The 22,411-nt window shown below is 65.9% G+C and carries 19 protein-coding genes and 1 pseudogene; 12 read left to right on the top strand and 8 right to left on the bottom strand.

All coding sequences use genetic code 11. From position 1 onward, the window contains the following. Positions 1-25: 25 nt before the first annotated feature. The 5 genes from A8G15_RS26420 to A8G15_RS26400 are packed head-to-tail and all read right to left on the bottom strand — an operon-like array spanning position 26 to position 5,143. On the bottom strand, positions 26-733 hold the full coding sequence (locus A8G15_RS26420; RefSeq protein ID WP_425415133.1) for a GntR family transcriptional regulator: 708 nt from the start codon (positions 731-733) through the stop codon (positions 26-28). 51 nt (positions 734-784) lie between these two features. Further along, on the bottom strand, positions 785-2,071 hold the full coding sequence (locus A8G15_RS26415; protein ID WP_068166046.1) for a CaiB/BaiF CoA transferase family protein: 1,287 nt from the start codon (positions 2,069-2,071) through the stop codon (positions 785-787). A gap of 2 nt (positions 2,072-2,073) precedes the next feature. Beyond that, complete coding sequence (locus tag A8G15_RS26410; protein ID WP_068166008.1) at positions 2,074-3,186, bottom strand: acyl-CoA dehydrogenase family protein; 1,113 nt, start codon at positions 3,184-3,186, stop codon at positions 2,074-2,076. Next, positions 3,183-4,331: an acyl-CoA dehydrogenase family protein gene (locus A8G15_RS26405; protein ID WP_068166047.1), complete on the bottom strand. Its 1,149-nt coding sequence runs from the start codon at positions 4,329-4,331 to the stop codon at positions 3,183-3,185. The genes A8G15_RS26410 and A8G15_RS26405 overlap by 4 nt, the downstream gene beginning before the upstream one ends. Next, positions 4,328-5,143, bottom strand: a complete 816-nt coding sequence (locus A8G15_RS26400) for an enoyl-CoA hydratase-related protein (RefSeq protein ID WP_068166007.1) — start codon at positions 5,141-5,143, stop codon at positions 4,328-4,330. Before A8G15_RS26400 ends, A8G15_RS26405 begins: the two co-directional genes overlap by 4 nt. 122 nt (positions 5,144-5,265) lie before the next feature. Here A8G15_RS26400 and A8G15_RS26395 point away from each other — a divergent pair, with 122 nt between their 5' ends. Genes A8G15_RS26395 through A8G15_RS26385 form a run of 3 tightly spaced genes read left to right on the top strand, consistent with a single transcriptional unit; the run spans position 5,266 to position 8,052 of the window. Then, positions 5,266-6,024, top strand: coding sequence for an SDR family NAD(P)-dependent oxidoreductase (locus tag A8G15_RS26395; protein WP_068166006.1), 759 nt, complete (start codon positions 5,266-5,268; stop codon positions 6,022-6,024). After that, positions 6,021-6,437 (top strand): VOC family protein, encoded by a 417-nt coding sequence (locus tag A8G15_RS26390; RefSeq protein WP_068166005.1) that lies wholly within the window; start codon positions 6,021-6,023, stop codon positions 6,435-6,437. Before A8G15_RS26395 ends, A8G15_RS26390 begins: the two co-directional genes overlap by 4 nt. A gap of 55 nt (positions 6,438-6,492) precedes the next feature. Beyond that, the gene (locus A8G15_RS26385; protein WP_068166004.1) at positions 6,493-8,052 is read left to right on the top strand and encodes an FAD-dependent oxidoreductase; all 1,560 of its coding nucleotides are present in this window, start codon (positions 6,493-6,495) and stop codon (positions 8,050-8,052) included. Positions 8,053-8,164: 112 nt separating this feature from the next. Here the strand turns inward: A8G15_RS26385 and A8G15_RS26380 are convergent, their stop codons facing one another. After that, the gene (locus tag A8G15_RS26380; RefSeq protein WP_068166003.1) at positions 8,165-8,944 is read right to left on the bottom strand and encodes an IclR family transcriptional regulator; all 780 of its coding nucleotides are present in this window, start codon (positions 8,942-8,944) and stop codon (positions 8,165-8,167) included. Between the two features lie 281 nt (positions 8,945-9,225). Here A8G15_RS26380 and A8G15_RS26375 point away from each other — a divergent pair, with 281 nt between their 5' ends. Genes A8G15_RS26375 through A8G15_RS26345 form a run of 7 tightly spaced genes read left to right on the top strand, consistent with a single transcriptional unit; the run spans position 9,226 to position 18,202 of the window. Then, entirely contained in the window at positions 9,226-10,425 is a 1,200-nt protein-coding gene (locus A8G15_RS26375) for a 3-ketosteroid-9-alpha-monooxygenase, oxygenase component (RefSeq protein WP_068166002.1), read from the top strand. A gap of 36 nt (positions 10,426-10,461) precedes the next feature. After that, positions 10,462-11,646 (top strand): acyl-CoA dehydrogenase family protein, encoded by a 1,185-nt coding sequence (locus A8G15_RS26370; protein ID WP_068166001.1) that lies wholly within the window; start codon positions 10,462-10,464, stop codon positions 11,644-11,646. Positions 11,647-11,674: 28 nt separating this feature from the next. After that, the gene (locus A8G15_RS26365) at positions 11,675-12,586 is read left to right on the top strand and encodes a VOC family protein (RefSeq protein ID WP_068165999.1); all 912 of its coding nucleotides are present in this window, start codon (positions 11,675-11,677) and stop codon (positions 12,584-12,586) included. Further along, positions 12,583-14,220, top strand: a complete 1,638-nt coding sequence (locus tag A8G15_RS26360; protein WP_068165997.1) for a flavin-containing monooxygenase — start codon at positions 12,583-12,585, stop codon at positions 14,218-14,220. Before A8G15_RS26365 ends, A8G15_RS26360 begins: the two co-directional genes overlap by 4 nt. Positions 14,221-14,256: 36 nt before the next feature. Continuing rightward, complete coding sequence (locus tag A8G15_RS26355) at positions 14,257-16,239, top strand: flavin-containing monooxygenase (RefSeq protein WP_068165996.1); 1,983 nt, start codon at positions 14,257-14,259, stop codon at positions 16,237-16,239. Next, the gene (locus A8G15_RS26350; RefSeq protein WP_068165995.1) at positions 16,236-17,945 is read left to right on the top strand and encodes a 3-ketosteroid-delta-1-dehydrogenase; all 1,710 of its coding nucleotides are present in this window, start codon (positions 16,236-16,238) and stop codon (positions 17,943-17,945) included. Before A8G15_RS26355 ends, A8G15_RS26350 begins: the two co-directional genes overlap by 4 nt. Further along, positions 17,942-18,202, top strand: a complete 261-nt coding sequence (locus tag A8G15_RS26345; RefSeq protein WP_082900177.1) for a hypothetical protein — start codon at positions 17,942-17,944, stop codon at positions 18,200-18,202. Before A8G15_RS26350 ends, A8G15_RS26345 begins: the two co-directional genes overlap by 4 nt. A 58-nt stretch (positions 18,203-18,260) precedes the next feature. Here the strand turns inward: A8G15_RS26345 and A8G15_RS26340 are convergent, their stop codons facing one another. Then, entirely contained in the window at positions 18,261-19,469 is a 1,209-nt protein-coding gene (locus tag A8G15_RS26340) for an NADH:flavin oxidoreductase (protein ID WP_068165993.1), read from the bottom strand. Further along, a complete protein-coding gene (locus tag A8G15_RS26335; protein WP_068165992.1) occupies positions 19,435-20,118 on the bottom strand; it encodes a TetR/AcrR family transcriptional regulator in 684 nt (227 codons plus the stop codon). Before A8G15_RS26335 ends, A8G15_RS26340 begins: the two co-directional genes overlap by 35 nt. 113 nt (positions 20,119-20,231) lie before the next feature. Between A8G15_RS26335 and A8G15_RS26330 the strand changes: the two genes are divergently transcribed. Next, positions 20,232-21,080 carry an SDR family oxidoreductase gene (locus tag A8G15_RS26330; RefSeq protein ID WP_068165990.1) on the top strand — a complete coding sequence of 283 codons (849 nt, stop codon included), beginning with the start codon at positions 20,232-20,234 and terminating at the stop codon, positions 21,078-21,080. A 492-nt stretch (positions 21,081-21,572) separates the two neighbouring features. Continuing rightward, positions 21,573-22,411, top strand: a pseudogene (locus A8G15_RS26325) (ATP-binding protein); the annotation flags it as partial.

Raw genomic sequence — 22,411 nt, 5'->3', positions numbered from 1 at the left:
ACAGTGCCAGGGTCGATGCGGCTGGTCAGACGGACGGTCGGGCGGTCGAATTGCGCAGGAGCATGGTCGCGCCGGCTTCGCCGCCCCGTCGATGCTCGTTCATCAACATGATCAGACGTTCGTTGTCGTGTTTCGTCAGGGCGTCGATCATCGCATCGTGCTCGGCGATCACCCGCCGCCGGACGTCCGCGTCGAAGATGTAGGCAGCGTGGTACGGCATGGCCAGTCGCCACAGGCGGCGGATCTCCGTCACGACCAGCCCGAGCGGCGAGCGGTCGAACATCGCGAAGTGGAAGTCCTGGTTCGCCAGACGCATCTCCAGCAGGTCGGCGCGTCCCGCGGCCTCGGCGACGCGGTCGCCGAGGCCGCGGATCTCGGCGAGCGCATCGTCGTCGAAGTGGGGGAGCGACGCCAGCACTTCACGCTCGAGAGCGTTGCGCATCAGGTAGATCTGGTCGAACTCGGACTGCTCGAGCCGCACCACCGTATATCCGACGTTGCGGCGGTGTTCGACGAGTCCCTGCGACGCGAGCTGGCGTAGGGCCTCCCTGATCGGAAGGCGGCTGACACCGAGCCGCTCGGCCATCAGCTCCTGGCGGACGGGCTGACCCGGAAGAAGATCGCCGGTGATGATCATGCCTTCGATCTCAGCGGCCACCCAGTCGGCGTCACGAACCAACGACGCATCACGCTCCGTGGCCCGTCCGTCCGCCGCCGTCGATCGTCGATTCACCGTGGTCCCTTCTCGTGCCGGCCCGGCCCGATGACTCGTGGCGACGATCGGTCAGACGTCGCCGAGCGCACCACCGGTCTTCACGACGTCGATGTCCTTCTCGCTGTATCCCATCGCGCCGAGGATCGCATCGGTGTCGGCTCCGAGGGACACCGCCCGGCGCGGCGTCCGCGTCGCAGTCCGACCGAGCTTGATCGGCACGCCCAGACCACGATAGTCGACGGTGTCCAGGAAGAGCCCGCGGTGGACGGTCTGGGGAGCGGTGAGTGCCTGGTCGACGGTGTTGACGGGGCTGGCTGCGACCCCGGCGCGCTCGAGTTCGGCAGCGAGGTCGTCGCGATTTCGTTCGGCGATGCGGTCGCCGAGCAGTGCCGCCAGCACGTTCCGGTTCTGTGAGCGGACACCGTTGGTGACGAAACGTGGATCCTCGGCGAGCTCCGGTACGCCGAGGGCCGTCACCAGCGAGCGGAACTGCCGGTCGTTGGCCGCGCTCACGAAGAAGTCACCGTCGCGAGCGGCGAAGACCTGATAGGGCACGACCGTCGGATGGTAGTCGCCCGTTCGCTGAGGCACCTTCCCGCTGGAGATCCAGTTGGAGGCATGAGGGTGCAGGAGGGATATCACCGAGTCGAGGAGCGTGATGTCGACGAGTTGCCCACGACCGCTGAGGTCGCGTTCCCTCAGTGCGAGCAGGATTCCGCTGACCGCCATGTGGGAAGCGACGATGTCCACGATCGGCACCCCGACGCGGAGCGGATTGCCGTCCGGGTAGCCGTTGACACTCATCAACCCACCGAAGGACTGCAGAACCGCGTCGTATCCCGGCAGTCCGCCCATCGGGCCGTCGACGCCGAATCCGGTCACCCGGCAATACACCAGCCGGGGATTCTCCTCGGCGAGAACGGTCTCGTAGTCGAAACCCCAGCGGGCCATCGTGCCGGCCTTGAAATTCTCGATCACCACATCCGCCCCGCGCAGCAGATGCGCCAGGACGCCTCGACCGGCATCCGTCCGCAGATCGAGGCAGATGTTGTCCTTGCTGTGGTTGAGACCGGCGTAGTACGCGCTGCTCCGGCCGTCCTCGGCGAAGGGCGGTCCCCATCCGCGTGTCTCGTCTCCGGACGGTGCCTCGACCTTGATCACCTCGGCGCCGTGGTCTGCCAGCGTCTGAGCGGTGTACGGTCCGGCCAGTACCCTGCTGAGATCGAGGACGCGCAGTCCGGCCAGTGCCCCGGTGCCGGTGTCCTCCTCTGCGGCGCGCCACGCGGCGCGTCCGTCGATATGGGGTTCGTCGGCGACGGTCGGCTGCGTAGTCGCGTCGCCTGTCGAAGTGGGCACGTTCACGCCGGGCTCCTGTCGGTGGTCTGTGTGCTGTCGTGCGGAGACCGTCGCCCCACGATGACGTCCCAGACGTCGACGCCGTCGTCGAGGATCCGGCTCGCCAGGTCGTCGGCCCAGAACTGCTCGGAGCCGCAACGGTCACGCCAGCTCCACAGCGACGTGGTGAACCGGCCGAGCGGGTGTTCGGATGTGGTTCCGATCGCGCCGTGGATCTGGTGTGCGGCAGCGGCGACAGGGTGGGCCGATATCGCGGTCACGACCTTTGCCGCCGCCGTCGCCATTCGCGGGTCCTCGGTGGTCTCGTGCGCGTCGACGGCGGCGTCGACGGCGGCGTCGACGGCGACTTTCATCATGGTGGTCCGGGCGGCGAGCTGTGCCAGTTGCTGTTGAACCGCCTGGAATTTCGCCAGGGGGCGACCGAACTGCACGCGTTCGGCGGCGTAGCGCAGCGTCTGCTCCTGGACGGCGGCGGCGACCGCGGCGGTTGCCACCGCACAGGCGAGAGCACCGCGGCGGAGGAACTCGTCCAGCGTGACCGGCGATGTGCCGTGGAAGACGACAGGTACCTCGTCGAACGTGACATCGCCGACGGACACACCGGTCAGGTCGGTCTCGTCCGACACCGTCACACCGGTGCCGGACATCGGCACGACGGCGACCGACGAGCCATCGACGCCGGTCTCGGCCGGGAGAAGCAGGACAAGGGTGTCTGCGTCTGCCGCATAGGGAACCGCAGCGACGGCACCGTCCAGCAGGACCACTCCGTCGTGTCGGCGGACCGAGCAGGTATCGCCCGCAGCGGCAGCCGATGCCGTCTGCGATTCCAACGTGTGGCCAGCGGTGGCGGCGAGCCACGCGGCGAGAATCCCGTGCTCGACGATCGGGGTCAGGGCGCCTTGTTCCGCTGCCACAGACACGACTGCGAGGGCATCGGCCAGTGTTGCTCCACCCCCGCCTGCCTCTTCGGGAACGCCGACCGTGGCGAAGCCGGCGTCGCCGAGCTGCGTCCAGATCGCGCCGGCCATGCCGGAGGCCGGAGTTTCGCGGTCGACACCGACACGATCGATCATCGACGTGGTGGCCGAGACCAGCTCGGCAAAGAACTCACTCATCGAATCCCCAGTCCGCGCGCGACGATCCCGCGCAGAATCTCGTTGGTCCCACCCCGCAGGGTGAAAACCGGTGTGTGCAGGACGCTCTGGGCCAGCATGCGGGCCAAGGGATCCGCCGCGTCACGACGGGCGACCACGCAGCTCGACGATCGCACGGCCTCGACCAGTTCACCCTCGAACGTCGATCCCAGGTCTTTGACCATTGCGGCGAGCACGTCGGGCTTGCGGCCGGCGGTGAGTTCGGCAGCGACCCGCAGCGACATCCGGCGCAGGGCCCACGCACGTGCCGTGAGTGTGCCCAGCGTCTGCCGTTGCTCGGAAGTGGCGCCGGCTTCGGCGAGGTGGGCCGCCCAGGCGCGCAACAGAGGCATCGTGCTGAGGTAACGCTCAGGCCCGGAGCGCTCGAATGCGAGCTCACCCATCACCTGCGCCCAGCCGTTGCCTCGTGTGCCGAGCAGCGCCGAGGCGGGTACCTCCGCGTCGTGGAAGACGACCTCGTTGAAGTGCGACTGTCCGTCGATACTGCGCAGGGGGCGGATCTCGATGCCGGGGTGGGGGAGATCGACGACGAACTGGGACAGGCCGTTCTGGCGGTCGCCGTGTTGTCCGTCCGTCCGGGCGAGCACCACCATCGCGTGCGCGAGGTGTGCGCCGGTGGTCCAGACCTTGGTTCCGCTGATCGTCCATGAATCGCCGTTGTCGACGGCGCGTGTGCGAACCGCAGCAAGGTCCGATCCGGCGTCCGGTTCACTCATGCCGATCGCGAAGAAGGTTCGGCCCGAAGCGATTCCGGGAAGATATCGTTCTCTCTGTTCCTCCGAACCGTTCGCGAGGATGCTCGGTGCCATCTGCCGGTCGGCGATCCAGTGAGCTGCCACCGGAGCGCCGTGCGCGAGCATCTCCTCACTGACGACGAAGCGTTCGAGCGGACTTCGGCCGTGTCCGCCGTATTCGGTGGGCACGGTCATGCCGAGCCATCCGTGGGCGGCGACGCGGGCGCTGAATGCGGAGTCGAATCCGGTCATCCAGCTGTCGGTGTCCGGGGTGAAGCCCCCGGTGGCGATCTCGTGGGAGAGAAAGGTGCGTACCTCGGTGCGGAGTTCCTCGAGCTCGGACTCGACGCGGTCGAGAAGTTCGGTGGTCATGAGCGGTTGGGTCCTCGCGACGACCACGACGCCTTGCCCTTCCGGGACATCGACCACATCTGCACGCCGCGCTCGATTTCGAGTGCGGACTGCCAGCCGACTGCGGGCGGACCCAACTCGAGACGTGCGCTGGTCATGATGCGGCGGGTCAGTTCGGGGTCGGCGGCGGCGGTGCGGGTCAGCTCGTCGACCGTGGCCTGAATCTCTTCGGCCGGGACCGCGGTGTACGCCAGGCCGCGTGCAACGGCTTCGGCGCCGGTGAGCGACTGCCCGCAGGCGGCGAGAGCGACTGCCCCGGACCAGCCCATGGCACGTCCGAGCAGGGAGATGTGGCCGCCGCCGGGGTGAATGCCGCGAGCGGAGAAACCGCTGTCGAGGACGGTGTCGGGGGTGGTCACCATGATGTCGGCGGCCATCGCGAGGTTGAGGCCGGCGCCGACGGCGCCACCGACCACGACGGCGACGGTCGGTACGGGCAGCGACCCGATTCTCACGAAGGAGCCGTATACCGCCGACGTACGCTGCACTGCCTCGGGGGATGCCGGATCCGCGGACGACGATGCCAGATCACGTGTGTCGGCGCCGCTGCAGAAGTAGGTGCCGGTGGCGTCGACCACGACGGCGCCGATCGCGGGATCGGACTCGACGCGGTCGCAGAAGGCAACGATCTCGGCGGCCATGGCCAGGGTGATGGCGTTCTTGCGCCGGGGATTGTTCAGGGTGATGCGGGCGACACCGTCTGCGACAGATGTGAGAATCGGCGGTTCCGTCGGGCCTGCGCCCAGGTCTGTGCCGGAAGAAGTCTGGGTCATGTGCAGACCGTAACAGATTGTAGGCGATTTTGGATCCAATATTGGTTGACAAAAAACGGTTGCCTGCTGTGCACTGGGCCACACCACGATTCGCCGCAGAAGGTCGGCGGGAAGGAGTAGCTGTGTTCAGCTTGGCGGGACGTATCGCACTGGTCAGCGGAGCAGGCCAGAGTGTCGGCGAGGGAATTGCGAAAGTGCTTGCACGGCAGGGAGCCGCGGTGATCGTCAACGATCTGTTCGCGGACCGCGCCGAAAAGGTCGCCGCAGCGATTGTCGAAGAGGGGAACGTCGCCGTCGCCGCGGCGTTCGACGTGACCGACTTCGGATCCACTCTCGACCACGTGCGGGCGGCGGAGAAGGAGCTCGGTGGCCATGTCGACATCGTCGTCAACAACGCGGGTGTGGCGGAAGGGCGCGTCATCAAACCCTTCCGGGAGCTGTCACCGGAGGAGTGGCGTGCGCCGATCGACCTGAACATCTTCGGTGCGATGAACTGCATCAAGGTCGTCCTCGACGGTATGTGCGACGCGGGCTGGGGCCGGGTCGTCCAGATCTCGTCGGGATCTGCGAGAACGGGACAGAACATCAACCAGTCGATGTATGCGACGGGCAAGAGTGGTATCGAGGGCTTCATCCGCCACCTCGCCGCCGAGACCGGGCAGTACGGCGTCACCGCGAACATCGTGGCTCTCGGGCACCAGAAGAATCTCGAGGACAAGATGCCCCCCGAGATGATCGAACAGATCCTGCGGACCATTCCGATCGGCCGATTGGGAGACCCCATCGAAGTCGGAGCGTTCTGCGCATACCTGGCCTCGGACGAAGCCGGCGGCATCACCGGGCAGACGATGGACTTCAACGGCGGTTCCCAGACGCGATGACAACGAACAGTTCGCATCCGCAGACCACGATGTCGCTCACCGCGATACGGGTGGCCGACCTCGACCGTGCCGTCGAATTCTACGTTCAGGGCTGCGGATTCGTATACGAGAAGGACCTCACGACCTCCACCTTCCGGGCCACGATCGTCCGGGCCGGGGCCGCCGGACTCGAACTCGTGCTACCGACGGACGGTGCTGCTGGCGAGACGCCGGATCACGGCAACATGCTGGTCAAGATCGTCACCAACACCACCGACGCCCGTGCCCGGATGGCCGATGCCTGCGCGCACGGCGGTACCGAGGTGACTCCGCCGACGCGACTCGAGGCGTACGACATGGTGATCGGAATCGTCCGCGACCCCGACGGCTACCTTGTGGAATTCGTGCAGCGGCCGGACGCCCTGGAGCCCTGACCGTTCAGCGGGAGGCCCCCCGGTCGCGGGCCGTCGGCGCATATATGGTCCGCACATGCTGCGAGACAACGAGTTCGACATTGTGGTCGTCGGTTCCGGGGTGGCTGCTCTGTGCGGCGCCGTCGCTGCCGCCTCACGGGGACGATCGGTATGCGTCATCGAGAAGACCGCCTATTTCGGTGGCACATCGGCGTATTCGGGAGGCAGTGTGTGGCTTCCCGGGAATCACGTGCTCGAACGGGACGGCGTCGACGACTCGGTGGCGAAGGGATACACCTACTTCCATTCGCTGGTGGGATCCCGAACCTCGGAGGAACGACAGCGTGCCTACCTGGAAACCGGCCCCGCCCTGGTCGACTTCCTCGAGAACACCGCAGGGATTCCCCTCGAACATCGCCCCTTCCCGGATTACTTCGATGCGCCGGGACGGAGCGCGAACGGTCGAACCGTTTTCGCGCGGGCGATCACAGCGGAGGAGGTGGGGCCGCGATTGAACGAGATCCGGCCGATGGTTCCTGCCGACCAGTTCGGAATCGACGTGGACCGGTCGGTCCTCGACGGCGGTCAGGCATGGGTCGCCCGTCTGGTCATGGCGCTCGATCGCTCCGGAAACGCGGAGCTGGCACTGAACACCACGGTCGAGGAACTCGTCCAGGACGAGGCAGGTCGCGTCGTCGGTGTCGGGGTTCGGGCGACGGACGACGAGACAGGGACCCGCCGAGTCGTTCACGCCCGGCTCGGGGTTCTCGTCGCGGCGGGCGGATTCGAACGAGCAGCCGGCTTGCGGCAGGTCTGGCAGCAGATGCCGACAGCCGACTGGTCGTCCTCGCACCCCGACACCGGTTCCGGGGATGCGCTTCGGATGCTCGACTCCGTGGGCGCCGAACTCGATCTTCTCGATCAGTCGTGGTGGTGTCCGGCAACGCTGTTCCCCAACGGGCACGCCGCGTTCACCCTCGGTCTTCGCGCCGGGGTCGTGGTCGACGACTCCGGACGACGGTTCGCGAACGAGATGCTGCCGTACGACCGGATGGGGCACGCGATGCGCGCCCGGATGGCGGCCGGTCACAGTCCGCAGTTCTGGTTCGTCTTCGACGACCGCGCGGGAGACCAGTTGCCTGCGATCTGCGTTCCGGCGCCGGACGCAGGCGAGATGAGGGAAGCGGGGCTGTGGCACACCGCCCCCACGATCGCGGAACTCGCTGCCGCAATCGACGTCGACGCCGAAGCGCTGACGAACACCGTCGCACGGTTCAATGCGTTCGCGGAAGCGGGCCATGACCAGGACTTCCGTCGCGGTGAGGATCCCTTCGGGCGGTTCTTCGTCGGCGCCACGTCGGCCGCCCAGTGTCTGCAGCCGATCGAGGGGACGCGCTTCCACGCAGTGCGTCTCGTGCTCGGAGACCTCGGTACGAAGGGAGGCGCCGTCGTCACACCCGACGGTGCGGTGAAGCGCGCCGACGGCTCGACGGTGTCCGGGCTCTACGCGGCCGGAAACTCGGCGGCCTCGGTGGCCGGTGCCGTGTACCCGGGCCCGGGGGTACCGCTCGGGTCGGGGATGGTGTCGGCGTACCGAGCGGTCGGCGACATGGTGCGGCACCTCACACCGGCCTGAACCCAGGCGCCGCCGGGGGACGGTAAGAGAGGGGGCGGCAGCACGATCGGCCGCGGCGTCCGCAGGGGGGCGCCGCGGCCGACGCATGCCGGGCGGGTCTCGAAGATTCTGCTCAGTGGTTCGCCAGGTCCGCGGTCACACAACGCTGCCAGATCTCGCCTGCAACCAGACGCAGGGGGGAGACCATCTTCTGATGATCGAACGCTCCGACGCGCGCGCAGACGGAGAGCGCGGCCAGGTTGCCGTACATGTGCTCGGGCGGACCGATCGACACGCCCACACAGGCGATGCCGGGGAACGCCTCACCACGGTCGAATGCGGCGCCCCGGTCGCGGACCTGGGCCAGCTCCTCTTCGAAACGTGTTGATGCAGAGGGCGTGAACGACTTCTCCGCAGGGGAACCCTGCGGTCCTCGCCGCGACAACGGTCCGGACAACGATGCGTACGCCATGACCACTTTGCCCAACGCCGTCAGGTGGGCCGGCACCCGCTGACCCACCGCAGTCGGCGTCGGGCCGGAGATACGACCGTTCACCTTCGCGAGATACACGGTATCTCCCCGGTCGACGACGCCCAGTTGGATGGTCAGACCGGTGCGCTGCGCGAAGGCGTGCATCACGGGACGCGCATGGTGCAGGAGGCGATTCTGATTGAGTGCGGCCTGTCCCATCTCGTAGGCCTTGACCCCGAGCTCGTATGTCTGATCGGGCGACCGGGCCAGCCACCCCGCGTTGGCGAGCTGTTCGAGCAACCGGTGCGCTGACGACCTGGGCAGTCCGGTCCGTGTCGTCACCTTGGCCAGCGTCATGGGGCCCGCACTGAGGGCCTCCAGGACCAGCGAGACCCGCTCTACGACGGAGACCGGAATTCCCTCGATGTTCGACGTGTTCAACCCATCCTCCTGACACCCACTATAGGTGTGATGTGAATCACGATACCTGCGATGTGCGGTGCGCATCAATCCGCTCTACGACTGTCCGTCGTATGCGCGACGCATCGTCGTCGAACGGCCAGGTGACCGAGTGCGCGAACACTCATTCTCTCGAACGGTGGAGACGCGGCCCGAACTACCCTCCCGTTGTGCGGGAGACACGCGTCACAGGGCAAAGCCCGCTTGACAGGCTGACCTCAACGCGACGGTGAGTTGTCGCGGTCAGTCGATCAGGAGGCACAGTGAATCCCACTGACACCGAGGACCAGATTCGCGTCATCGACACGGGTGCACCACCGGAACGCTACGCTCGCGGATGGCACTGCCTCGGGTTGGTGCGCGACTTTGCCGACGGAAAGCCACATCAGGTCAACGCATTCGGAACCGCACTCGTCGTGTTCGCCGGAGAAGACGGGAAGCTGAACGTCCTCGACGCGTATTGCAGGCACATGGGCGGAAATCTCGCGCAGGGAACGGTGAAGGGGAATGCCATCGCTTGCCCGTTCCACGACTGGCGTTGGCGCGGCGATGGAAAGTGCGCCGAGATTCCCTACGCGCGTCGTGTGCCTCCGCTCGCCCGCACGCGGACGTGGCCGGTCGCCGAAGTCAGCGGCCAGCTCTTCGTGTGGCACGACCCTCGGGGCGGCAAGCCCCCGGTGGAACTGGCGATTCCCGAGGTCCCCACGTACGGAGATTCCGGATGGACCGACTGGGTGTGGAACTCGATCGAGGTCACCGGCTCGCACTGCCGTGAGATCGTGGACAACATCGTCGACATGGCGCACTTCTTCTACGTGCACTACGGAATGCCGACCTTCTTCCGTAACGTCTTCGAGGGACACACTGCGACGCAGGTGATGCGGTCCCGGCCACGAGCCGACGCGGTCGGTGTCAGTCAGTCCACCAACTACAGTGTCGAGAGCCAATCGGACGCAACATATTACGGACCGTCCTACATGATCGACAAGCTGTGGAGCGGTGGCAGGGATCCCGAATCCGCCCCGAACATCTACCTGATCAACTGCCACTACCCGATCACACCGACGTCCTTCCGATTGCAGTACGGCGTCATCGTCGAGAAGCCGGTGGGGGTGCCCGACGACCAGGCCGACCAGATCGCCCAGGCCGTCGCCCAGGGCGTCGCGATCGGATTCGAACAGGACGTCCACATCTGGAAGAACAAATCCCGGATCGACAACCCGTTGCTCTGCGAAGAGGACGGACCCGTCTACCAGCTCCGCCGTTGGTACGAGCAGTTCTACGTCGATGTCGACGACATCCGCCCGGAGATGGTCGGCCGTTTCGAGTACGAGATCGATACCGAGCGAGCGCTGACGAGCTGGCAAGCGGAGGTGGACGAGAATCTGGCGGCCGGCCGCAGTGCCTTCGCCCCGAATCTCGCCCGGACCCGTGACGCAGTGACGGCAGACACGGATTCCTAGACCGAAATATCACCCCATAACTTTCAGGAGATCGATATGAGTTACGAAGCGCTCGACAACATCGTCGCGATCGCTGACCAGATCCGTGCCGGAGGCGAGGAATCCGAATCGCTCGGTCGTTTGACCGACGAGATGGCGAAGGGTCTCAAGGACGCCGGGATCATCCGACTGCTGCAGCGCACGAAGTACAACGGCTACGAGGCGCACCCGCGTGAGTTCGCCGAAACCGTGATGAAGACGGCGAGCCTCTACGGTTCCGCGGGCTGGGTCGGTGGGATTGTCGGTGTCCATCCGTGGCAACTCGCGTTCGCGGATCCGAAGGTGCAGGACGAGGTGCTCGGCTCGGACTCCGACACCTGGCAGGCGTCACCGTACATGCCGGGTGGCGTAGCCGTCCCGGTCGACGGCGGCTACCGGATGACCGGTCGCTGGCAGTTCTCGTCCGGCACCGACCACTGCGACTGGATCTTCCTCGGCGCGATGATCGGTGACAACGACGGCAAGCCGATCATGCCGCCGGTCGGGCTGCACGTGATTCTGCCCCGGTCCGATTACACGATCGTCGAGGACTCGTGGGACGTCGTGGGCCTGCGCGGCACGGGCAGCAAGGACATCATCGTCAAGGATGCGTTCATTCCCGACTACCGGGTGATGAAGGCCCAGGACGTGATGGACGGGACCGCGGCGAAAGAGTACGGAGTCACCGAGACCCTGTACCGGATGCCGTGGTCGACGATGTTCCCACTCGGTATCACTTCCGCCACCATCGGCATCTGTGAGGGCGTCCTCGCCGCCGGCGTCGATTACCAGCGCGCCCGCGTCGGCGCGAGCGGTACCGCCATCAAGGACGATCCGTACGTCCTGCACGCGCTGGGTGAAGCCGCCGCCGAAATCGACGCGGCCCGCCAGCAGCTGCTCGCGAACGTGGACCGCATCTGGGATCTCGTCGAGGCGGGCAAGGAAGTTGACTTCGAGACCCGGGCGGCTTCGCGCCGGAACCAGGTCCGATCGGCGTGGCGGGCAGTCCGTGCCGCCGACGAGGTTTTCGACCGCACCGGCGGAAACGCTCTGCGCGTGGATAACCCGTTGCAGCGATTCTGGCGGGACGCGCATGCCGGCCTGCATCATGCTATCCACGTCAGCAGCACGACCTATCATGCGGCCGCCATGGCTTCGCTCGGAATCGAGGTACCGAACGGTCCTCTGCGCGTGATGATCTGAGTATCCGGACGGACTGGAAAGGAACATAGTGACTGAGATCAGGGGACTCGGATACGTCCGTGTGCAAGCCACGGACACAGCGCGATGGCGCGAGCTCGGGTTCGACGTGCTCGGCTTCGCGCCCGGGTCGGGACCCGAGGTGAACGCGCTGCACTTCCGGATGGACGAGCGCCGGGCGCGGATCACCGTCGAGCACGGTGACGCCGACCGTGTGACAGCCGTCGGGTGGGAGGTTCGCGACGAGGCGGCGCTCCGGAGGCTCGCGCACCGACTCGACGAGAACGGTTGTGAGTACGCGGCCATGCCCGTCGAGATCTGCGAGCATCGCAGCGTCGAGGGCGGGCTGGTCATGAAAGACCCCGGCGGCACGCCTCTGGAGTTCTTCTTCGGTCCGGCGCTCGACCACAGTCCGGTGATCACCCGGTACGGACAGAAGTTCGTCACAGGAGCGCAAGGCATGGGACACGTGGTCATGCCGACGGCGCGATTCGACGAGTCGTACCGCTTCTACACCGAGGTACTCGAATTCCTGCCTCGCGGCGCGTTCCGGATGCCGACGCCTCCGGGGACACCGCCGCAGCGGATCCGCTTCCTCGGTGTCAACCAGAGACATCACAGCCTCGCGATCATGCCGACCCTCGAGGGGCGTGACCCGGGACTGATCCACGTGATGGTCGAAGTCGACTCGCTCGACGCTGTCGGCCGTGCCCTGGACCAGGTGGAGGCACGGAACTTCCCGGTCTCGTCGACGCTCGGCAGGCACACGAACGACAAGATGATCTCCTTCTACGTCCAGGTACCGGGCGGATGGGACATCGAGTACGGCACCGAGGGCAAGGTCGTCGACGAGACGTACTACACCGCGGAGGAGATCACCGCGGACAGCTACTGGGGCCACGAGTGGATGTGGGCCCGACAGGCGAAGGCCGAGAGCGCATGACCGAGGAAGTGAACACAGTGGACACGTACGCACACGACTTCGATGCGGTTGTGATCGGTGCGGGCATATCCGGGCTCTACGCGGTGTACAAGCTCCGGCAGCGCGGAATGACCGTGCGGGGCTTCGAATCCGCGGCGGGAGTGGGGGGTACCTGGTTCCACAACCGTTATCCGGGAGCGCGGTGCGACGTCGAAAGCATCGACTACTCGTACTCCTTCGACGAGGAACTCCAGCAGGAATGGACGTGGTCGGAGCGATTCGCCACCCAAGAGGAGATTCTGTCGTATCTCGAGCACGTCGCCGACCGTCACGACCTTCGTCCCGCCTACGAATTCCTCACGCGGGTCACCTCGGCCGTGTACGACGAGGAGTCGGCGCGATGGTCCGTCACCACGGATACGGGACGTACGGTGATCGCGCGGTTCTGCATCATGGCCACCGGTGTCCTGTCGGCGACCAACCGGCCCGACATTCCGGGCCGGGACTCGTTCGCCGGGGAGTCCTACCACACCGGTGAATGGCCCCACAGCCCGGTCGATTTCACCGGAAAGCGCGTCGGCGTGATCGGGACGGGTTCTTCGGGAATGCAGTCCATCCCGCTGATCGCGCAGGACGCCGAGCATGTGTTCGTGTACCAGCGCAGTCCGAACTACTCGATCCCGGCCGGAAACCGACCGCTTACTCCCGAGCAGATTGCGGAGGTGAAGGCCTCGTATCCGGAGCGCCGCCGACTTGCGCGTCTGAGCGGTGGCGGAACCCCGTTCACGCCCTACCCGAAGGGCGCGATGGAGGTCGACGAGGCCGAGCGCCGGCGTGTGTACGACGAGTGGTGGCAGCGCGGCGGTTACCTGTTCGCGAAGGCATTCCCGGACCAGACGGTGAACCTGGAATCGAACGACACCGCCCGAGAGTATGTCGAGTCGAAGATCCGCGAGATGGTGAACGACCCCGAGATCGCCGACCAGCTCATCCCGACCGACCATCCGATCGGAACCAAGAGGATCGTCACCGACAGTGGGTATTTCGAGACCTACAACCGTGACAACGTGACCTTGATCAACCTGCGGCGCACTCCGCTCGTCGAGATCACCGAGACCGGGATCCGGACGAGCGAGGAATACCAGGAGCTGGACGTTCTCGTGTACGCCACCGGCTTCGACGCGATGACCGGTGCATTGTCGCGGATCGATATCCGGGGACGGGACGGCCGCACTCTGCGTGACGAGTGGGCTGCGGGACCGCGTACCTATCTGGGCCTGTCGTCCAACGGCTTCCCCAACATGTTCTTCATGGTGGGCGCGGGCAGCCCGAGTGTGCTGGCAAACATGGTGCTGATGGCGGAGCAGCAGGTGGACTGGATCGCCGCCTGCCTCGATCATCTCGACGAGCACAACGCCAGGTCGATCGAGGCCGGCGAACAGGCGGTCGACGAGTGGGTCGCCGAATGCAACGAAAAGGCCGCGGGCACTCTGTTCCCGTCTGCGAACTCGTGGTACATGGGCGCCAACATTCCCGGTAAGCCGCGAGTGTTCATGCCCTACATCGGTGGCTTCGCCAACTACTGCAACATCTGCGCCGAGGTCGCCGCGGCCGGCTACAAGGGCTTCGACATCGTCGGAGTCGAAGGTGCCTGAGATGACGACGACACATTCATCGACGAGAGGTCGATCATGACCGAAACCATGTCCGTGGACTCCGATGCCGGTGCCGAGAGCCGTGACTCGAGCTTGGCTGCCGCGATCGATGTGTGCGATCCGGCTCCGTTGCTCATGTCCCTCGTGCACGTGACCGGAGACCTCGGTCTTCTCGACGAGTTCGGAGCGCGGCTGACCATCGGCGAACCGGGCAACCACTATCGGACCGGAACGCGCCCGGCTGTTCCACCGGGGCAGTATCCGGCAGACGTCGTCGCCGACATCCGCGCCCGTGCGCACGAGCTGCTCACTCCCGATATGGTCGATCGTCTCGGAGTTCCCGACCGCGAAACGTTCCTCCATATGGCGAAGGTGGCGACGTCGGAGCGCGTCGACGAGGAGTTCGTCCCGATTCTGCTCGAACAGGCCGGTTTCGTCCTCGGGGAGCGCTGTGTTCCGGTGACGGTCACGCCGCCCACGGACTTCTCCGTCATCGTCATCGGTGCCGGGATCGTCGGTGTCAACGCCGCAATCAAGCTCGGGGACGCAGGCTTCACCTACCGGGTCTTCGAGTCCCGCGACGAGATCGGCGGAACCTGGTCACGCAACACCTATCCGGGTGCCGCGGTCGACACGCCCAGCCACTACTACTCGTACTCCTTCGAGTTGAACCCCGACTGGTCGAAGTACTATCCGTCGGGTACCGAGTACCAGCGATACCTGAAGGGTGTCGTCGACACCTACGGGATCGCCGAGAACATCTCGTTCCGCACGCGGGTACTGTCCGCGTGCTGGCTGGACGATCAGCATGTGTGGGAGGTGACCACCGAATCCGCCGACGGTTCCCGTGAGGTGCACCGTGCGAAGGCGGTGGTGACCGCGCTCGGCATGCTCAATTCGCCGAACATCCCCGACGTGGAGGGCCTGGATTCCTTCGGCGGCACGGTCGTGCACACCGCCGATTGGGACGAGGACCTCGACCTGACCGGCAAGCGGGTGATCGTTCTCGGTACCGGCTGCACGTCCGTGCAGGTGGTCGCGAGCATCGTCGACAAGGTGAAGGCGCTCGACGTCGTGGTCCGGTCACCGCACTGGATCGTGCCGGAGAAATCCGTCGTGAACGACGTTCCGGACGGAGAGAAGTGGGCGCTCGCTCATATTCCGCGCTACCACGAGTGGTTCCGGCTTCGCTCCTACTGGTTCGCGTCCGACAACCTGTACACGCTGCCGCGGATCGACCCGGAATGGGCGAAGACGCATTTCTCCGCCTCTCCGGCCAACGAGATGGTGCTCGAGACGGCACGGAACTACCTGCAGGCCAGCTTCGCGGACCGCCCGGATCTGATCGAGAAGCTGACTCCGGACTTCCGTCCGTACGGTAAGCGGATCGTCAAGGATCCCGGCTTCTTCAAGGCGCTCACGCGTGAACACGTGACCCTCCATCGGGCATCGTTCGAGCGAGTGACCACGGACGGTGTGATCACCACCGAAGGCAGATTCGTCCCTGCGGACGTCATCATCCTGGCGACAGGATTCGAGTTGGAGTTCACCACGTCGATCGACATCAGTGGGCGGGACGGGCGCACACTTGCCGACCTGTGGAAGAACGGTGACGATCCGCGTGCGTACCTCGGGATCCAGGTGTCCGGATTTCCCAACCTGTTCGTGACCGCAGGACCCAACTCGGCCCCGAATCACGGTGCCGGCCATAATATTCTCAGCGAGGAACACGTCCACTACATCATCGAGTGCCTCCAGTACCTGCTCGAAAACGGGCACGACGCGATGGACGTCAGGCAGGACGTACTCGACGAATACAACCGTAAGGTCGACGAGGCGCTCGACAAGACCGTGTGGGTGCACCCCGGCACGAACGTCAACGGTTACTACCGGAACAGTCAGGGGCGGGCAGTGGTGCCGTGCCCGTGGCGTCTGGTCGACTACTGGACCCTGTTGCGGGAACCGAACCCGGATGCCTTCGACTTCATCGATCCCACGGTCGAGAGGATCGAGGGATGAACTCGGACCCCATCGTTTCGGACGGGCGGGTGGAGGTCGACCTGCTCGTGGTGGGGTCGGGTACCGGCCTGGCCGCGGCACTGGCCGCGTCGGAGGCCGGACTCTCGACGCTGGTCGTGGAGAAGTCGGAGTACGTGGGTGGTTCGACGGCACGGTCGGGCGGTGCCTTCTGGGTGCCGGGAAACCCGGTGCTGTCCGCACTGGCACCGTCCGACACGCTTGCCGACGCCCGCACCTATGTGCACGCAGTGGTGAACGGTACCGGCCCGGACGCGCGCGGCGAGTCCTTCCTCGATCACGGCAGCGCCGCGATCGCAATGCTCGAACGCACGACGCCGATGAAGTTCATGTGGGCGGAAGGCTATTCCGACTACCATCCCGAAAAGCCGGGCGGCTCGGCGCTCGGCCGCACCTGCGAGTGCAAGCCGTTCGACGCATCCGTTCTCGGGTCGGAACTCTCGCGGCTGCGACCAGGCCTTCTCGACGCTCCTCTGCCGATGCCGGTGACCGGCGCGGACTACAAGTGGCTCAATCTGCTCACCAGGATGCCGAGGAAATCCCTGGGGAGAGCGCTGAAGGCGCTCGGTATCGGACTCGGCGGTGTGGCGCTACGCAGACGGTACGTCGCAGGAGGGCAGGCGCTGGCCGCGGGGTTGTTCGCCGGTGTCGTGCGCGCCGGAATACCGGTGTGGACGAACTCTCCTCTGGTCGACCTGGTGGGGATCGACGGACGGATCACCGGTGCGGTCGTCGAGCGGGACGGACGGCCGATCTCCGTTGTCGCCCGACGCGGTGTCGTTCTGGCGGCCGGTGGTTTCGACCACGACATGGAGATGCGGCACGCCTTCCAGTCGGAGCGCCTGGCAGATCACGTCAGTCTGGGCTGCTCGGCGAACACCGGTGATGCCGTCAAACTGGCGCAGGCTCACGGCGCGGCCGTCGGGCTGATGGACCAGGCATGGTGGTTTCCGGCGGTGGCGCCGGTTCGCGGTGGACAGCCGTCGGTACTGCTCGCCGATCGGTCACTGCCCGGTTCGTTCATCGTCGACCAGAACGGCAGGCGCTTCGTCAACGAGGCGGTCGACTACATGTCGTTCGGTCAGCGCATGCTGGCCCGGGAGAAGGCGGGCGAACCGGTCGAGAAGATGTGGATCGTCTTCGACCAGCGGTACCGCAACAGTTACCTGTTCGCAGGCGGGCTGTTTCCGCGGCAGCCTCTGCCCGACTCGTGGTACGAGCAGGGGATCGCGCACCGTGCGACGGGGCCGGAGCAGCTGGCCGAGCGGATCGGAGTGCCTCCGAGAGCATTCGAGGAGACCCTACGCGATTTCAACAACTCGGCCGCCAAGGGCGTGGACCACGAGTTCGGCCGCGGTGCAAGCGCATACGACCGTTACTACGGTGATCCCACCGTGACACCGAATCCGAATCTTCGTGCTCTCGACGAGAAAGCTCTGTTCGCTGTCGAGGTCGTGCTCAGTGACCTGGGAACCTGCGGTGGCCTGCGTGCGGACGAGAAGGGGCGAGTGCTGCGCGAGGACGGGACTGTCCTGGACGGTCTCTACGCGATCGGCAACACCGCCGCCAACGTCTTCGGCGAAACGTATCCCGGCGCCGGCGCGACCATCGGGCAGGGACTCGTGTACGGCTACGTCGCAGCGCAGGCGGCGGCCGAGACACCTCTCGCAGCGGCGGTTCGGACATGACGATGCAACCGCTGAATTGCGAGACGTGCGGGAGTGCTGTTCTCGTCGAGAAGTTCAGCGCTGCCCACACATCTGTCCAGTGGATGACCGAAGCGTCGGAATGCCCGATGATCAGGGACACCGCGCGATCCCTCGGGGACACCCGACGCGGCTGCAGTGCGCTGCATCGCACCATCGACCGTGCGGTGGCGCGTAACGAGCTGACCGAATCGCGAATCGACCTGCCGGACGGGCCGGACGTACCCCGGCTGCACTGACAATCCGAAGCGCGGGGCCGCTGCCGAACGGGCAGCGGCCCCGCGCTTCTTCCGGTGGTCAGCCCGGAGTGCCGGGGACCAGTGGGCAGCGCGTGCCGGTGAAAATGCTTGCTGCGCAACGATTACAGTGGATGCACAGGGATCGCGTGTCGCGGTTGCGCTGAATTCGCGCGACGAGGTCCGGCTCGCGGAGCAACGCCCGTGCCATCGCTACGAACTCGAACCCGTCGCGCATGGCCACTTCCATGGCGTCGAGGTCTGTGACGCCGCCGAGCAGCACGAGCGGGAGGGACAGCTCGTCCCGGAACTGCCGCGCGTACTCCAGGAAGTACAGAGGTTCGTAGGGGTAGTGCTTGAACACCGCTCTGCCGAACAGTTTCATCCCGATCTGCAGGATGGGTATCTGCGTTTCCGCCATCTCGTTCAGCGGAACGTCGCCTCGGAACAGATACATCGGATTGGAGAGGGACGATCCGCCCGTCAGCTCGAGTGCATCCAGATGGCCGTCGGATTCGAGCATCTTCGCGAACGTCAGGGATTCATCGAGCCAGAGTCCGCCCGGTACGCCGTCGGCCATGTTCATCTTGGCGAGCACCGCGATTTCACCGTCGGCGGCCTCCGCGACCGCGGCGACGATGCGGCGGGCGAATTCGGCCCGGTTGGCCAGGGAACCGCCCCATCGATCTTTGCGGCGGTTGACTTTGGGGCTCAGGAACGAGCTGGCGAGATAGTTGTGTCCGAGGTGGATCTCGACGGCGTCGAATCCGACCTCGCGGGCGTAGCGGGTGGCCTGGCCGTGGGCGTCGACGATCCGGCGGATGTCGTGGTCGCTCGCTTTCCGGTCGAAGCTCATCGACAGCGGGTTGGGCCTGGCGGAGGGTGCGAGGGAAGGCAAACCGTTCGATCGGGAATTGGCGACCGGACCTGCATGGCCGATCTGTGCAGAGACTTTGGCGCCCGTCTCGTGGACGGCGTCCGTGAGTCGCCGCAAGCCGTCGAGCGCCTCCGGCCGCCAGTAGATCTGGTCGCGCTCGGTGCGACCCTCCGGGGCGACAGCGAGATACGCCACCGTCGTCATTCCGACGCCGCCGGCTCCGACCGCTACGTGGAAGTCGACGAGCCGGTCGCTGACGAGGGCGTTGGGCGTCACTCCCTCGAAAGTCGCGGACTTGATGACGCGATTGCGCAGCGTGATCGGACCGAGACGGGCGGGCGCGAGCGGATCCGGAAACTCAGGAACTGCGGTCGTGAGGTTGGGTGCTGACATGTCGATCTCCGTGTTTCTCGGGCTGTGAGGGGAGTCGGTCGGGTGCGGACGAGAGTTGCGATGTGATGTCCAACCAGCGCAATGTTGCTTCGACGGAATCGGCGGAGTCTCCGTGCGCGCCGTCCTCGGCCCACTCTGTCAACGCGGCGAACGCGGCAGCTTGATAAGCGGTCGCCAATGCTCGGCCGACCGCCGGCGGTACCTCGGGGTTCCGACGAGTGATGTAGCGGGCCAACTCGGTGATCCACGGCCGGTACGCCTGGGAGGCCGTTGCGACCAGTTCGGGCGTGGATGCGATCAGACGCAACCAATCCGGGCCGACGCGTTGGACACGGGGGTGGTGTGACACGGAATCGGCGACGGCCGTTCGCACCGCTTCACCGAGCGGAACCGAATCAGGCACTGCAGACAGTGATTCGCGCAACCGCTGGGTCGCGGATGCGACACCGACCCAGGCGATCGCCGACTTGGTCGAAAAGTGCCGGATGAGGGTCCGGGTACTGATTCCGGTCGCGTCGGCGATGTCGTTCCAGCTCGTCGAGTCGTAGCCGCGGAGGGACCAGAGCCGGAACGCTGTTTCCGCGACGAATTCGGGTTCGAGGACCGTGGGACGGCCACGTCCCCGGCCCCCGCCGGCTTCGGTGGACAACTTTGCGCTCGAAGAGTTCTCGCAACTCACACTTCCGAGGACACCATTATTGGCATAGTGTGTCAAATATCGGCCACTGGGGATGTGGCATTCGAGAACACAAGGATGATGCTGTGGGTATCTATGCGGTGACCGGTGCGGCGTCGGGTATGGGCCGCGCGGTTACGGACCGACTTCGCTCCGCCGGCCACACTGTGGTCGGGGTCGACATCAAGGAATCCGACGTCGTTGCCGACCTCTCGACCCCCGGTGGTCGGCAGCAAGCGGTACGAGAGGTGCTGAAGATCGCAGGGGGTCGGTTGGACGGGGCCGTGCTTGCGGCGGGGATCGGACCGGCACCGGGGCGGGGCCGGCCGAGGCTGATTGCCGAGGTCAACTACTTCGGCGTCGTCGACCTTCTCGACGGCTGGAGAAGTGCGCTCGCGTCGGCGGGCAAAGCGAAGGTCGTCGTGTTCTCGAGCAACTCGACGACGACCACACCCGCTGTGCCCGGTCGAATGATCAAGGCGCTCCTCGACGGGGACGCTGACCGTGCGGTGCGCTCGGTCCGGCTGTTCGGAAAAGGAGCACCCGGAATCGCATACGGAGGATCGAAGATCGCGGTCAGCAGATGGGTGCGACGGAATGCGGTTCGGCCCGAGTGGGCGGGTTCCGGAATCCGGCTGAATGCGCTCGCTCCTGGAGCGATCATGACTCCGTTGCTGGAGAAGCAGCTTGCGACACCGGCGGAAGCGAAGGTCATTCATTCGTTCCCGGTGCCTGCCGGAGGATTCGGTGACGCCGGTCAACTCGGCGACTGGGCCGTGTTCATGTTGTCCGACGCTGCTGATTTCCTCTGCGGAAGTATCGTCTTCGTCGATGGCGGCTCCGACGCATACTTCCGATCCGACGACTGGCCTCGCTCCGTCCCGGTTCGTCGGATCGTTCGCTACCTGCGCCGTTTCCGGGAATTCGGGAGGTGACACGGGCCGGTCCGTGCAATTCGCCGACCGTGTGAGAGCGGAATCCGGGGATGGCGGGGGATTCGGATTTCGGGCGCCGTCGGTGTGAAGGCGGCTGACCGGCATCCACATCCCGAATCCACTCGTCTGCTGAACGGGATACACCGTTGCCGCCGATGTCGCTCTCTCGGACCATCGACTGATGGACTTCGAGTTCGCTCGGCCGCACTGCGCTGCCTCGACGAAACACGCTCTGGCTCGGTTGTTTTCCCATGACGTGATGCTGAGCCCCGGCAGCGGGTCGGGGACAGCCCGTGAGTGTGCCGTATCAACGCCTCGGCGCCGCCCTCCGAACTCGGGACACGGTGACGGGTTCGCAGCCCGGATTGCGGGCCGAGTGTTCGGCCGCGCCCGTGGCGCGTATCCCCTGCGGGCGGAGAGAAGTGCTGTCGGGTGCCCCGTTCCGCGCGGCGCTTGCGGCCCGGAGCGGCGAATCGACCGAGGACGCAGCTCGTGAACCGGGCACTGGGGATCTCACACTGGCGGCTGTCGCGCAAGCTCGCCGTCGTGCTCGCCGTTCCGTTTCTCGCCGCGCTCGCACTCGGCGCCCTGCGGGTCTCCACCCAGCTCGACGAGGCTCGCCGCTTCGGTTCGCTCTCCGATCAGATGGCCGCGATCCCTGCTCTCTTCGTCTTCTCCAACGACGTCGTCAGCGCCTCCACCGCAAAGAGTCTCGGCATGCCGGTCCTGGTCGCGCCGGAGCACTTCGAGAAAGCCACCGCCGAGGTGGACCGACTCGCCACCGCGGACATTCTGGAGCCGAGAGTGGCCGACGGTCTTGCGCGCCTCCTCGTGGACGGTCGAACTCTCTACGGTACGGACCCCCAAGGCGACATGTCGGCCGACGAACTCGCGAATCGCATGGTCGACTTCCTCATCCGGTGCGAAGGGATCTTCCGCGCACTGCTCGACCTGACCGAGAACGGCGACGTGCTCACCGCGGGCACAAACCTGCTCTCCGCTTGGAACGCCCAGCGGACGATGCTCGACCAGGCGAACGCGCTCGGTCTCTTCGCCCGCGATCCCGAGACTGCACGTCTCACAGCGCTGAACGCGATGAACATAGAGGAGTCCACTCTCGGCTTGCTGCGCGGCACAACTCTCGACGAGGGGCAGCTCGACGGCATGATGGAGAATCTTGCTGTCCGGCGGAGTCTGCTCACCGATCCTGCTCCCAGCCGGGACTTCGGGCAGGAACTGGCGGATGTGATGCTGGCGGCCTTCCCCCCGTATCAGGACATGAATTCCGAGGCGACTGCACAGATCACCGCGACCCTGGACCGGCTGACCTC

Source organism: Rhodococcus phenolicus, assembly GCF_001646785.1.
GTDB lineage: Bacteria > Actinomycetota > Actinomycetes > Mycobacteriales > Mycobacteriaceae > Rhodococcus > Rhodococcus phenolicus.
This window is presented reverse-complemented; position numbering and strand designations above follow the sequence as displayed.

Excerpts from the sequence above, each read along its gene's own strand:
- A8G15_RS26350 (WP_068165995.1), top strand. The coding sequence starts at position 16,236 with ATGAACTCGGACCCCATCGTTTCGGACGGGCGGGTGGAGGTCGACCTG.
- A8G15_RS26370 (WP_068166001.1), top strand. The coding sequence starts at position 10,462 with ATGAGTTACGAAGCGCTCGACAACATCGTCGCGATCGCTGACCAGATC.
- A8G15_RS26405 (WP_068166047.1), bottom strand. The coding sequence starts at position 4,331 with ATGACCACCGAACTTCTCGACCGCGTCGAGTCCGAGCTCGAGGAACTC.
- A8G15_RS26400 (WP_068166007.1), bottom strand. The coding sequence starts at position 5,143 with ATGACCCAGACTTCTTCCGGCACAGACCTGGGCGCAGGCCCGACGGAA.
- A8G15_RS26390 (WP_068166005.1), top strand. The coding sequence starts at position 6,021 with ATGACAACGAACAGTTCGCATCCGCAGACCACGATGTCGCTCACCGCG.
- A8G15_RS26385 (WP_068166004.1), top strand. The coding sequence starts at position 6,493 with ATGCTGCGAGACAACGAGTTCGACATTGTGGTCGTCGGTTCCGGGGTG.
- A8G15_RS26345 (WP_082900177.1), top strand. The coding sequence starts at position 17,942 with ATGACGATGCAACCGCTGAATTGCGAGACGTGCGGGAGTGCTGTTCTC.
- A8G15_RS26355 (WP_068165996.1), top strand. The coding sequence starts at position 14,257 with ATGACCGAAACCATGTCCGTGGACTCCGATGCCGGTGCCGAGAGCCGT.
- A8G15_RS26360 (WP_068165997.1), top strand. The coding sequence starts at position 12,583 with ATGACCGAGGAAGTGAACACAGTGGACACGTACGCACACGACTTCGAT.
- A8G15_RS26340 (WP_068165993.1), bottom strand. The coding sequence starts at position 19,469 with ATGTCAGCACCCAACCTCACGACCGCAGTTCCTGAGTTTCCGGATCCG.
- A8G15_RS26410 (WP_068166008.1), bottom strand. The coding sequence starts at position 3,186 with ATGAGTGAGTTCTTTGCCGAGCTGGTCTCGGCCACCACGTCGATGATC.